The 13,019-nt window shown below is 72.7% G+C and carries 9 protein-coding genes; 1 reads left to right on the top strand and 8 read right to left on the bottom strand.

What is annotated here, in order from left to right:
- Nucleotides 1-272: 272 nt before the first annotated feature.
- Nucleotides 273-1,205, top strand: coding sequence for an ABC transporter ATP-binding protein (locus ABT294_RS24850; RefSeq protein WP_350808643.1), 933 nt, complete (start codon nucleotides 273-275; stop codon nucleotides 1,203-1,205).
- A 58-nt stretch (nucleotides 1,206-1,263) separates the two neighbouring features.
- Here the strand turns inward: ABT294_RS24850 and ABT294_RS24845 are convergent, their stop codons facing one another.
- The 8 genes from ABT294_RS24845 to ABT294_RS24810 form a co-directional block, all read right to left on the bottom strand.
- Nucleotides 1,264-3,924: an AfsR/SARP family transcriptional regulator gene (locus ABT294_RS24845; protein ID WP_350808642.1), complete on the bottom strand. Its 2,661-nt coding sequence runs from the start codon at nucleotides 3,922-3,924 to the stop codon at nucleotides 1,264-1,266.
- 204 nt (nucleotides 3,925-4,128) lie between these two features.
- Nucleotides 4,129-4,869, bottom strand: a complete 741-nt coding sequence (locus ABT294_RS24840; RefSeq protein WP_350808641.1) for a hypothetical protein — start codon at nucleotides 4,867-4,869, stop codon at nucleotides 4,129-4,131.
- Between the two features lie 2 nt (nucleotides 4,870-4,871).
- Nucleotides 4,872-5,729 (bottom strand): ABC transporter ATP-binding protein, encoded by an 858-nt coding sequence (locus tag ABT294_RS24835; RefSeq protein ID WP_350808640.1) that lies wholly within the window; start codon nucleotides 5,727-5,729, stop codon nucleotides 4,872-4,874.
- Nucleotides 5,730-5,879: 150 nt separating this feature from the next.
- Nucleotides 5,880-7,514 (bottom strand): PH domain-containing protein, encoded by a 1,635-nt coding sequence (locus ABT294_RS24830; protein ID WP_350808639.1) that lies wholly within the window; start codon nucleotides 7,512-7,514, stop codon nucleotides 5,880-5,882.
- Nucleotides 7,511-8,020, bottom strand: a complete 510-nt coding sequence (locus tag ABT294_RS24825) for a PH domain-containing protein (RefSeq protein WP_350808638.1) — start codon at nucleotides 8,018-8,020, stop codon at nucleotides 7,511-7,513. Before ABT294_RS24825 ends, ABT294_RS24830 begins: the two co-directional genes overlap by 4 nt.
- Nucleotides 8,017-10,596 (bottom strand): M16 family metallopeptidase, encoded by a 2,580-nt coding sequence (locus ABT294_RS24820; RefSeq protein WP_350808637.1) that lies wholly within the window; start codon nucleotides 10,594-10,596, stop codon nucleotides 8,017-8,019. Before ABT294_RS24820 ends, ABT294_RS24825 begins: the two co-directional genes overlap by 4 nt.
- Complete coding sequence (locus tag ABT294_RS24815) at nucleotides 10,580-12,055, bottom strand: flavoprotein (protein ID WP_350808636.1); 1,476 nt, start codon at nucleotides 12,053-12,055, stop codon at nucleotides 10,580-10,582. The genes ABT294_RS24820 and ABT294_RS24815 overlap by 17 nt, the downstream gene beginning before the upstream one ends.
- Complete coding sequence (locus ABT294_RS24810; RefSeq protein ID WP_350808635.1) at nucleotides 12,052-12,984, bottom strand: LLM class flavin-dependent oxidoreductase; 933 nt, start codon at nucleotides 12,982-12,984, stop codon at nucleotides 12,052-12,054. Before ABT294_RS24810 ends, ABT294_RS24815 begins: the two co-directional genes overlap by 4 nt.
- Nucleotides 12,985-13,019: the final 35 nt, after the last annotated feature.

Here is a 13,019-nt window from a genome sequence, read left to right as displayed (position 1 = left end):
CGCCCCGCGCCGCCGGCCCCCCCCCCCCCGCCGCTGCGCCCCCCTGCGGGTCGGGCGCGGGCGCCCCCCCCCCCCCCCCGCGCCCCCCCCCCCCCCCCCACGACGGCATGGCGACCTCGACCTGGCCCTGGTGACCCTGCGCTGCCATGTATTGACACCTTGTGGAGCACGGTGTTTACATGTGGCCCCAAGGGGATAAGTTCGACAGAATTGCGCCGATACGGCGTGAAATATCGGCATCTGGCTCCCCAACCCGAGGCAGGACATCGGAAGTGGTGGTCGCCCTGAGCACGAGGCCGATGCTGAAGGCGGAGAACCTGACCAAGAGGTTCGGCCCCGCCGTGGCCGTGAGCAACGCGAACTTCGCCATCAGGCCAGGCACCATCACCGGTTTCCTCGGGCCCAACGGGGCCGGCAAGTCGACGACCCTGCGCCTCTTCCTCGGACTGGTCCGCCCCACCTCCGGCGCCGCCCTCATCGACGGCAAGCCCATCCACGAGTGGCCGGCCCCCAGCCGCAAGATCGGCGCGGCGCTCGACACCCAGTGCGCGCACCCGTCCCGCCGGGCGATCGACAGCATGCGGTGGGCGACCCGGCTGGCCGGCGTGGACGCGTCCCAGGCCGAGGAGCTCCTCGACCGGGTCGGGCTCACCGAGGTGGCGGGGCAGCGCGCGGGCAAGTTCTCCCTCGGCATGCGACAGCGCCTCGCGCTGGCCATCGCGCTGGTCGGCAACCCCGAGATCGTCCTGCTCGACGAGCCGATGAACGGCCTGGACCCCGAGGGCATCTCCTGGATCAAGGACCTGCTGCGCCGCTTCCGCGACCAGGGGCGCACGGTGCTCGTCTCCAGCCACCTGCTGGCCGAGCTGGAAGACCTGGTGGACGACCTGGTGGTGATCGCGCAGAGCAAGATCATCGGTAGTGGCTCGGCTGCCGCGTTCATCGACCGGTTCCAGACGCAGACGGTCAGCGTCCTGTCCGACCAGCCGCAGCCGCTGGGCACGGCCGTGATCCAGGCGGGCGGCCAGGTCATCGACACCAACGGCCAGCGGATGCGGATCACCGGGTTGACCGCCGTCCAGCTCGGCGAGATCGCCCGCGACGCCGGGATCGCGATCTTCGGGCTCACCGAGGACCGCAGCCTGAAGAAGGCGTTCGCGGAGGCCACCGCCAACGTGGCCGACATCAGGGGCGACGTGGGCTGAGGCTCGGGGGCCAGGCGAGCCGAGCGGCGTGATCGCAGACGAAGGGAAGGGACGGCTGTCAGGCCGGGGAAGGGCGGGTGGCCTCGGCGTTGCCGTTGAGGAAGGCCCGCGCCATCCTCGCCCTCGCGGCGATCCGCTTGACGCCCGAGACCTTCGCCAGTTCCTCGGCGGTCACCAGGTCGTCGTAGGCGGCCTTCGGATCGCCGAGCAGGATCCGTGTGGTCCCGAGGTCGAGCAGGATGTCCGACTGGACGATCCGGTCGCCGATGTAGGTCGCGATCTCCAGGGCCTGGAGCAGCTGGGGGGCGGCCTTCTCCGGGGTCCCCGCCCTGGCGGCGTGCATGGCGACCCCGCGCCGGATCTGGGCCTCGGTCCGCAGGTTGCCCCCCTCGCGGCACAGGACGAGCGCCCTGTCGAGGCAGGCCCGTGACGCCGCCTCCTCCCCCGTGCTGTGCAGCACCATCGCCAGCCCGCCCAGGGCGTCGGCCTCCGCGACCAGGTCTCCGCTCCTGCGCAGCACCTCGGCGGCCTCCTCGTACGTCCGGCGCGCCTTCGCCAGGTCCTGGCGGATCCGGTCGAGGTCGGCGAGCAGCCGCAGCGTCAGCCCCCGGCCGTGGTCGTCGTCCAGGAGCTGGTAGAACCGCAGCGCCTGGTAGAGGTGGCGGGCCGAGCCGACGTGGTCGCCGACGAGCAGCGCGCGATGGCCGAGGGAGTACATCAGGGCCGCCTGCCCGCGGACGTTGCCCGCGCTCCGCACGCTGGCCAGCGCGAGTTCGTGGGACTCGAGCCAGACGTCGAAGCGGGCGCCCGCCTCGAAGAGGGCGAGCGGCGCGATGGCCAGCTCCCAGCAGGTCTCGGGGAAGGGCGCGGCCCGCCGGACCGCCGCCAGGACGGCGTCCAGGTTGGCGTCGAACCACGCCGACCCCTGGCCTGACCAGGGCGCGGCTCCCCTCGGCCGGTAGCGCGGGGCGGTGCCGCGCGGGATGGAGTTGCCCTGGCCGCGCATGGAGGCGTGGGCCGCGTCGGTCAGCGCCAGCCAGCCGCCGAGCGCGCGTTCCACGGCCGCGGACAGGTCCCGCTCGTCGTCCTCCGCGAGCGCGCGCTCGTTCCCGAAGCCCAGCAGCAGCTCGTGGCACCGGAACCGCTCGCCGTCGCGCGGCGTGACCATGAAGTGGGTCTCGGCCAGCTCTTCCAGCCGGTTCTCCGCCGCGTCCATGGGGACGTCCGCGAGCGCCGCGGCGGTCCTGGCGGTGACCTCCGGCGTTCCGAGGAAACCGATCCTGCGGATCAGCGAGCGGGGCCCGGCGGGAAGCGCCTCGTAGCCCCGCATCAGCGTCGGGCGCACGCTCTGGCCGTCGTGCCGCAGCTCGCTCAGGATCTTCGCCGGGTCGGCGAGCCGGTCGGCCAGCCGTTCGAGGCTCCAGTGCGGCCGCGTGGCGAGCTTGGCCGCCGCGATGCGCAGGGCCACGGGCAGCCCGGCGCAGAGCGCGGCGATCCGGTCCGCCGCCTCGGGCTCGGCCGCCATCCGCTGCGCGCCCGCACCCGTGGCCAGCAGCGTCCTGGCGTCGGACGCCTTGAGCGCGGCGACGGTCACACGGCCGGCTCCGCTCAGCAGGGCCAGGGGGGAGCGGCTGGTGACCAGGACGGCGCAGCCGGGATGTCCCGGCAGGAAGGGCTGCACCCCGCTGGGGGCGGTCACGCCGTCCAGCACGATCAGGACGCGGCGGTAGGCCAGCAGGCTGCGCAGCAGTCCGGCACGCGCTCCGGTCCCGTCGGGGATCTCCTCGGCGGTGGCTCCGAGCGCGGTCAGGAAGCCGGCGAGCACGTCGTCGGGTTCGCTCAGGTCGTCGGCGAACAGCTGCCCGTCGGGGTATCGACCGGCCAGGCGGTGCGCGGCTTCCAGGCACAGGGCGGTCTTGCCGACGCCGCCGGGGCCGGTGATGACCACGACGGGCGACGTGCCACGGTCCTCGACCGCCTCGGCCACCCGTCGCAGGTCGCCGTCCCTGCCGTGCAGCGCGCCGGAGCGGGCGGGCAGTTGCCTGGGCACGGCCGCCACCGGCCGCTCCAGCTCCAGGATGGAGTCCTGGCGCAGGATCCGGAGCCTGAGGTCCTGGATCGCGGGGCCGGGATCGGTGCCCAGTTCCTCCCTCAGACGTCGCTCCAGGTCGGCGAACGCCTGGAGCGCCTCGCTGCCCCGCTGTGACCGGTACAGGGCGAGCATGAGCTGGCCCCAGAAGCGCTCCCTGAGCGGGTGCTGGTCGGTGAGCTGCTGGAGTTCGGGGATCAGCTCGCGGTGCCGGCCGAGCGCGAGGTCGGCCTCGACCCGGACCTCCAGGGCGGCCATCCTCCGCTCGTTCCAGACGGACGCCTCCGCGAGGAACGCCTCGCTGTCGAGGCCGGCGAGCGCCGGGCCCCGCCACAGCCCGAGGGCCCTGCCCAGCGCCTGCGCCGCCCGCGCATAGTCCTTTTTGTCCTCTAATAAGCACGCCTGCTCATATAACTGCATGAACACGAAGGCGTCGATGCTGTCTTCGGCCGTCTCCAGCCGGTAGACGTTGTCCTGCACCTCGATGGTGACGCCGCTCTTCCTGAGCTCGCCGACCCCGCGGTGCACCTGGTTCCTGGCGCTCTTCGCGGGCGCGGCGCCGTAAATCGCGTCGATGAGACCGTCGACCGACGCGGAGTGCGCGGGGCTCAGCAACAGATGTGCCAGCACCGCACGCGATCGTCGTGTGGCGAGCCTGATCTCCTCGCCATGCTGCCAAATTGCCGGTTGCCCCAGAATTCCAAAGCGCATCAGCGGCACAATCCCCTTGAGATTTACTCCCCGATTATCTCTCAATCGAACCGTTTTGTCGTGGTTCATATGCTGACATTCCCGCACCGGTCAGGGGAATCGCGCTTGGAGCACCAGGAGGTGTCAGACGATGTCCCGCCGCCCGTGGACGAAGAAGGTCACACCGGCCACGATCGCCACGTACACGGCGAAGATCACCAGGCCGAGCACCGGCCCCGGCCCCGTCCGCACGAGCCCGACACCCGCGCCGATCAGCATGAACGGCAGGTACGGAAAGATCGTGTCGGGCAGGATCGCCGCCAGGATCGACTCGACGGCGAAGGCCCACACCAGGACGATCGACAGGGCGGCGGCGGTGCTCCGCACCAGCAGGCCGACCACGGCCCCCAGCACGGCGACCAGCGGCACGCTGCCCAGGAACGGCAGGATCGTGCCGGCTCCCCCGCCGGACAGCGGCGCGAACTCGGTGCCGGCCGTGGTGATCAGCGATCCGCCGTAGGTGAGCAGCAGGCCGACCACGGCGGCGGCCAGCGCGATCACGGCGATGGTCACGATCTTGCCCGCCAGCACCTGGTTCCGCCAGGGAGCGACGGACATGGTGACCCGGAAGGTCCCGTTACGCAGCTCGCTCGTGGACGAGAGCACCCCGAGGATCAGCATCGAGTACATGATGATCTGCATCGGCGTGGCGATCACCTGAGCGCCCGGCCCCACGTTGGCGATGTTCCCGTCGGGCCCGACATTGGTTCCCAGGAGGATCGCCAACGCCGTCGCGGCCAGCACGGCGCAGGCTAGTGTGATCTTGTTGCTCGGCAGCGTGCGGAACTTGATCAGCTCCGCGGCGCAGACGTCGGCGAACCCCATTGCTACCCCACCTCGCCCCTGATGCCTTTCCTGTCCCCCGTGGCCTGCGCGAACGCGTTGTGGAGGCTGCGCTCTTCCCGCAGCTCGTACAGGGCCACCATGGCGTCGCGCGCGATGGTCCCGACCTGGCCGGAGCCGAGACCCGTGACGTGCATGCCGCGCTCGCCGTCCGCCTGGACCCGGCCGCCGGCCTTCACCAGGGCGGTGGCGAGCACCTTCGGGTTCTCACAGACGACGGTGACCTTCTGCACCTTGAACCGCTGGACGAACGCCGCCGCCGAGCCGCTCCCGACGATCCTGCTCTGGGCGATGACCACCAGATCGTCGACCAGGCCCTCCATCTCCGCGAGCAGGTGGCTGGAGACGAACACGGTGCGCCCCTGGTCGCGGAACTGCCGGAGGAGGTCCTTCATCCAGGCGATGCCGTCGGGGTCCAGCCCGTTCATCGGCTCGTCCAGAACCACGATCTCGGGATTGCCGACCAGGGCGATCGCGAGAGACAGGCGCTGTCTCATTCCCAGCGAGAAACGGCCGATGCGCTGCCCGGCCACCTCGGTGAGCCCCACGCGGTCGAGCATCACCTCGGCCTGCTTCTGGTCCACCCCGACGAGCTTCGCCACCCAGCGCAGGCTGTCGATGGCGCGGCGGCTCGGATGGGCGCACTGCGTGTCGAGAGCCGCCCCGATCTTACGGGCGGGAACCGGCCATTCGTCGATCCGCTTTCCGTCGATTAACGCCGAGCCGCTGGTGGGACGGTCAAGGCCGAGAAACAGCCGGAGAGTGGTCGATTTTCCGGCGCCATTCGGGCCCAGGAAACCGGTTATGGCTCCTGACCGGACCGCGAAGCTGGCGTTGCTCACCGCCAATACCGGACCATATCTTTTCGTGAGACCCACAGCCTGCATAGCAGTCATTTCGTCTTACCACTTCCAGAATCCTGTGAGTATGGCCAATCAAAGCACCGCGAACTCCTGAATGTCAATAAATTCCACTCGTATGCCTACTGAGCGTTATTCTTTGGCGGGATCGCTCCCCTCCACTTCCAGGAACTGCGCGATGAGGCCCGGAACCGCGGCGTCGGCCACGGCGAGGCCGTCGCCGTAGTCGACGTCCCGCATGCTGTAGGAGCCGAACGTGCCCGCGGCCGTGGTCGCCGCGATGGTGGCCAGGCCCGACCTGCGCTGGAACGGCGAGCGCGACAGCGTCCAGCCGATGATGCCGCCGCGGTTCAGCGCCACCGTGCGCCGCATCAGCGAGCCGGACCTCGTCACCAGGTAGGCCCCGGAAAGGGCGTGCCCCAGCGCCCGGTAGGCGTCGACGGCGAGCGCGGCGGAGACCGGCGCCACGACGACCGCCGCCACCAGGACCGACCACCCCACCGACAGACCGGCCAGCGCGGCGACCCCGCCCGCCGACGCCACGACCAGCCCGGACACCACGGCGGCCCGGACCAGCCTGCGGCGCAGCGCGGCCCGCGGATGCGCGCGCAGCCGGACGGGCAGCAACGGACTGTCCCGCTCGGCCAGCACCGACGCGGCCACCCGGTGGGCCATCGGCCGCGGCGCGGGGGGAAGGAGCGCGCCGGCGCCGCCCCGCGGGCCCTCCATCGTGGTACGCAGCCCGCTCGCGATCGCCTTGAGCCGGGCGCCGCGCCCCCAGCGCAGCATGAGCGGCTCCACCAGCTCGGCGCCTCTCAGGCGACGCTCCTCCAGCGTGAAGGAGCGGGTCGTGACCAGGCCCCGGCGGACGCGGATGGTGCCGCTGCCGGGCTCGCGGTCGAGGGTGAACTTCCACCACGCCTCCACGAACAGCAGGCCCGTCCCGACGACGCCCGCCGCCAGCATCACGATCACCAGCAGGAGGATCAGCCAGCCGGGGATGGAGCTGAGGAAGTCGACGGCGCCCAGCACGGCGCCGCCGAGGTCCACGTCGATCCCGAGGTTCTGGGCCAGGTTGTAGGCCTGGGTGAGGGGCGCGAGGCCGATCACGAACACGAGAGGGGTCAGCGGCGCGTAACGCAGCCAGGCCAGGTCGAGCCGGGCGATCGGCCGCACCTCCGCCACACCCCCCGCCAGCGCCTCGACCTCCGCCGGACCGGCCTCCGGCACGGCGGACGCGGACGCGGACCCAGGCGCGGTGAGCGTCGGCCTGATGGGCGCGGTGGGCGTCGGCGCGGTGGAACTCAGGCGCGGTAGCAGTTCCTCACGCAGCAGCGCCGCCTGGGACGTCGAGACGGCGTCGAGCTTGAGCCGGTCGCTCCGGTCGGCCTTGAGTGCCTGGCCGGTTCCGACCGTGACGATCGACAGGCCGAAGATCCGGTGCGCCGGGCCCGCCGTCACGTCCACGGTGCGCAGCCGATCGCGGGGAATCGCCACGTGCCGCCGCCAGAACAGCCCGGAGCGCACCTCCACCTGGTCGTGGGTCACCCGGTAGTGCGTGGTCCGGTAGCGGACCATCTCGCCGCCGGTGAGCAGCACGAAGAACGCGGCGGACAGGAACGACCACCTGTGGTCGTCCCAGTTCACCTGCCCGCCCGCGCCGAGCGCGGTCACGGCGAGGATGCCCAGCGGGGGCAGCAGCCAGCGCAGGTTGACGAGCCACATCCGGGGGTCGAGCCGGTGCCAGCCCGTGGCGTCGACCGTCACGTCGCGTCCCCGGGAGCCGCCTGCGTCGCGTGGTTGAGCCGGTCCACGAGTTCTCGCGCGAACTCGTCGTCCAGCCCGTCGATCCGGATCGGCCCCACGGCCGACGCGGTGGTGACGGTCACCGCCGACAGCTTGAAGAGCTGGTACAGCGGCCCTCTCATCGTGTCCACCGTCTGGATGCGCGACATCGGCGCCAGCCGCCACTGCTCCCACAGCCACCCCGATCTGGTGTACACGGCGTCGTCGGTCACCTCCCACCGGTGCACCCGGTAGCGCCAGCGCGGGACCACGACCGCGTACGCGGCCCCGGCCACGACCGTCAGCGCCGCGAGGGCCGCGAACAGCACGGCCGCCCCTTCGACGAGGACGGCCAGAACGCCGAGCGCCAGGGCCGCCACCGCGAACCCGATGGCGGACCGTGTCGCCCACATCGTGATCGCCCGCCGGTCCACCAGGTTGCGCGGGGGCCTGAGTCGCAGCCCGCCCGCCCGTTGCGCCACGGTCATGCCCCTTCCACCTCGGTCACCTCGCGGCCTGTCGCGTCTTCCAGCCAGTCGGCCTCGACGTCGCCCACGACCACGCTCGCCAGCGGCATCCGGCCGTAGGCGGCCACCGCGGCCTCGACGACCTCGTCGGCCGTGACGTCGCGGAGCCGGTCGAACAGGTGGGTGAGCAGGTCGGGCCCCTGGCCGAGGGAGACCCCGAGGCGGACGAGGTCGGCGACGTTCGAGGCCGAGTCCAGGGCCCAGAGCATCTCCAGGGCGCAGAACTCCCTGGCCCGTTCGACCTCGGCGGGGTCCATCGGCTGGGACGTGATCTCCGGCAGCCGGTCCAGGACCTCGGTGAACAGGTCGGGCACGTGCTCCTTCGGCCGGAGGAACCGGATGTAGGTCCGGGGGAAGTCGAGCAGGACGTCGCGTCCCGTCAGGGCCTCGTAGCCGCTCGGCCCGAGGCCCGTGGTGCCGGAGGCGTCGCGGAGCGTGCGGTTGCGGTGGTAGCGGCCGAGGACTCCGGTCGCGAGGTAGCGGGCGGGGTCGGCGGGGCCTTCCGGAGGCTCGGGGGCGCTGAAGCCGACCAGGATGTTCGACACGTTCTCCCTGGGCACGAGGAGCAGCCCGCCGTCAGCGGCGGGCGCGACAGCCGGCGGCTGGGAGCCCTGCCACGGACCGAGGACCTGCTCCAGGCGCGCGACCAGCCGCTCGGGCTCGACGTCGCCGACGGCGACGATCGACGCTCCCGCCGGGACGAGCACGGCCCGGTGACATCCGGCGAGCCCGTCGGCCCCGGCGTGGCCGACGTCGAGGCCGCCGGCGTCGAGGAGGTGCGCGCGCAGCACGTCGTCGGCGATGCGCGACGGGGATCGGCCACGGAGCAACGCCCTTCCGTGTGCCATGGGCGGCTCGGCGTCGCCCGGGACGAGGACCTCCGACAGGACGGCCAGCCACTCGTCCAGCGCGTCCTGGCTCGCGTATCCGGCGAGGTCCAGCCACTGCCCGTCGGTGCTCACGTGCAGCTCGCCGCCCGCGCCGCGGTCCCGCGTCGCCACGCGGGACCGCCGGTCGAGCACGTGCGCGAGCAGTTCGAGGTGGTCAGGACGCCGCCAGCCCGCGGGCCCCGCGGGGATGCGCAGGCGGAGCTCGACCACGGGGGCGTTGCCCGCCCGCACGGCGACGGCGCGCAGGCCGTTGCCGAACGTGACGTCCACCTGGTCGCCGAGGCTCGGACGCGGCTGGTCCGCCAGGGGCGGCACGGCTCTCGGGCCGCCGCTCGGCTCCGCGACCGGGGCGACCGGGGCCCGGCCGTCGCGGTCGGTCCCCTCCGGGCTCGCCGGTTCCGGCCGCGTTCGTTTGCGTCCTGGCTCGATCGTCAGGACCGCGCACGGCGCGCCGTGCAGCCCCGCGGCGGCCTTGGCGACCTGCGCGGCGCCCACCTGGCCGAACAGGCCCGGCAGCTCGTCGAGGAGTTCGGCGCGGTCGAAGAGCGTTTCCAGGCGGCCGAGGGCGCGGCAGCGCGCCTCGAGGTCGTCGTGCTGCCGGTGGTGCTCGGCGACCACCTCGCGGACGGCCGCCGACACCTCGCCGGCGATGTCGCCCCTGCTCCACTCGCCCCACTGGCCGCGCACGGCCTCCACCATCCGGGCGGCCGGGGTCGCCGGGGGGATGAGCGTGGTGAGGAGGAGGGCGTCCGGGTCACGGGCGTCGAGGGGGCCGAAGAACCCGCAGCCGGTGCTGACCGCGGGCGCTCCCTCGGGGGTGATCTGCCTGGCCAGCATCCGGGCCAGGACGACGTGGGCGAGGTAGCCCGGCAGGTCGGCCGCCGGGTCGGGCAGCCGCTGGGCGATGGCGATGGCGGTGGCGGGAATCCCCGGCTCGGTGAAGGTGGCGGCCTGGTCCAGGAAGAAGCCGGGCTCTCGCAGGTCGGGCTGGGGGGCGGCGTCCCGCGCGGGAATGTCGCCGAAGTAGCGGCCGGCCCGGTCGGCCACGTCGTCCGGGTCGACGTCGCCGACCACGGTGAGCACCGCGTTCCCCGGCGTGTAGTAACGGTCGAAGAACTCGGCGCAGTCCTCCAGGGTCGTCTTCCTGAGCTGCTCCGGGTTCCCGTAGCCGTCGTGGCCGCTGGCGAAGGAGCTGTAGAGGACACCGGTCATGAGCGGCCACGGGAACCCCCCGTACGGCCGTTCCACGGTCGTCTCGCGGATCTCGGCGGCGACCCCGGCCAGCTGCTCGGTCAGCGCCTTCTGGGTGAACCTCGGGGCGCGCATCCGGTCGGCCTCGCCGAAGAGCGCCTGGTCCAGCGCCGCGACCGGCACCACCTGGTAGAACTCCGTGTAGTCCTGATGGGTCCTGCCACTCGCGACGCCGGCGGTCCGGCCCACGTGGTCGTAGAAGCTGCCGTCGGGAAGGTTCTCGCTCCCGTGGAACATCAGGTGCTCGAACAGGTGGGCGAACCCCTCCATGCCAGGAGGTTCCACCCGGAAACCCACGCGGTAGTGGACGGCGACCGCTGCCCTCGACACGCCTGCGACCGGCATGACCAGCACTTTCAGTCCGTTCGCTAGCGTCTGCCTACGCAGTACGGGCATGCGGCGATCCTCCATCGACGTTGATCAAAAAATCAAGGAATCCAGCGTAGGTACCCACCAGGGACACATCCAGCCCGACGTAGGCGCAGATGTCGTGCAGGTGCAGCGCGACCCTCGTGGCCACGTGCCTGTTCCACTCCGCGCCCAGGTCCCGGCCGTACCCCTCGAACAGCGCGTCGAGCAGGCGCTGCCAGTCGTGCGGGTCGCCGTCCCGCAGCCACCGCAGCTCCACGAGCTCTCCGGCGAGCCAGGCGAGGTCGTGGTACCACGGCGCGGCGCACAGGTCCTCCCCCACCAGGAACTCCCCGGTCACGGCCAGCGCCCCGAGACCGGGCGCGCCGTGCGCGAGCGTGACGTCCGGGTCGGCGTACTGCTCGGCGGACCAGCGCCGCAGCCTGTCCCATGAGGTCGGCCCGAGCCGGTCGGCGAGCAGGGCCGCGGCGGCGGAGGCCGCCCCGCTGGGCGACCGGCCGGCGAGCCAGCCCTGGAGCCTGCGCGTCCCGTGCGGGACGCGGCCGGCGGAGCCCGGCGCGACGCCGTGCAGCTCCCGCAGCGCCTGCCCCGCACCGCGGACCAGGCGTTCGAGCGACTCGCCCGGACCGTCGCGCAGGAGGAGCCGCGCGGCCGACTCCCTGCCGCCCACCCGGTAGGACCGGAACTCCCCGTCCGGCTCGCCCGGCACGAACCGGACGTCCGCCGCCCCGCAGAGTTTGGCCAGGCGCTCGTTCAGCTCGGGATCGACGGGCGCGAACGGGGCCGGTGCGAGCCGTCCCGGCCGCCGGCGCCAGACGAAGCCGGGCGGCTCCGCGACCACCTCCATCCGCAGGAACTCCGTGCCGTCCTCCTCGACGGGGCCGGATCCGGGCTCACCGGCGTGCGCGAGCTCGTCCCAGCGGGCGTCCACGGCGTCGACGACCTGCGCCAGCGTCGCCGGCACCCACGTGTCGGGACGTCCGGTCGCCGCGCTGATCCCCGGACGCGGCGGCACCAGCACCACGTTCGGACGCTCGGACAGCGCGGCCCAGTGCGACTGGTAGGCGAAGCTCTGGACCCCTCCGGGCGGCAGGGCGGGCGCCAGCGCGACGACCGCGCCGGTGCACTGGGCGGCGAGCAGCGCGGGGCTGTCGGCGAGCCCGAGGGCGAGCCGGCCCATGAAGTGGAGGGTCATCGGGTAGACCACGACGACCTCCGCCCAGTCGGCCAGCTCCACGTGGCGCGCCTGCGGGACGTCCTGCGGCCACTCGTCCGCCATGACCTCCTCGGCCTCGGCCGCCAGCGCCGTGCGCGTGACGAACCGCTCCGCGCTGCGGGTCACCAGCACCCTGATCCGCAGATCCGGCCGGGACCCGCGCAGCAGCGCCAGCGCGAACGGCAGGTTGCTCGCCGCCAGCGAACCGGTGGCGACGACCAGCAGCCGCGAGAACCCGCCGCGCGGCGGGGCGGCGGACGGCACGGTCACGGCGCGGCCTCTCCCAGGATGGTCTCCATCTCGCCCATCGCCACCTGGTTGCCGTAGCAGCGGGCCACGCCCGTGAGGTTGAGCACGACCTCGTCGACGCCCACCGCGTGGAACTCGTCCATCTGCTGGGCCAGCTCCTCCGGGGTGCCGCTGAGGAACCCGCCGCCGCTGATCAGCCGTTTCACGCTCTCCGCGGGCTGCTGCGCGTCGATCTCGATGCCCGCTCTGCTCAGCATGTCGCGGTAGTGGGGAAGCATGAGGTGGACGCCGTTGGACTCCAGGACGATCCGCGTCGGGTCCCTGTCGGGTTCGGCGACGAACATCGGCACCATCGCGACCAGCCGGGGCATCGGACGCCCCACCTTCTCGGCCCCCTCCCTCATCGCGGGCACGATCACGTCGCGCAGGTAGGACGCCGGCGTGAGCCAGGTGATCGCCACATCGGCCACCTCGCCGGCGAGGCGGGCCATCCCCGGCCGCAGCACGCCGAGCCCCACCTCCACCTCGGGGGTCGGCAGGGGCGGCAGGGCGGCGTGCGCGGTGAAGTACTCCCCGTCCAGGTCCACCTCATCGCCGTCGAGCAGGGTGCGCATCACGACGACGTACTCGCGGATCGCCTTCAGCTGGCTGGCGTACTCGCCGCCGCCCAGGTGACGCTGGAAGTCGACCGCTCCGGGGCCGATCCCGGCCACGAACGGGTGGCCCGAGGCGACGGCGACGGACCGGGCGTGCAGGGCCGCCTCGTGCGGGTGCCGGAACGGCATGAGGGCGACACCGACGCCCATCGGGACCTTGAACCCGGCGCCCGCGGCGAACACGAACCCGTGGTGGGTGTCGAGCGTCAGGGCCTGGCCCTGCCACAGGCGGCGGGCGCTCGTCCACTGCACCAGGGCGGCGAAGGGCAGGACCTGCTCGTGACGCATGGGCATGATCGGCAACATGACCGAACGGCTGGGCATTCGTC

The sequence above is a fragment of the Nonomuraea sp. NPDC000554 genome, assembly GCF_040300065.1.
Lineage (GTDB): Bacteria > Actinomycetota > Actinomycetes > Streptosporangiales > Streptosporangiaceae > Nonomuraea.
Note: the sequence above shows the minus strand (reverse complement) of the source record. Positions and strands in the feature narration are given on the sequence as shown.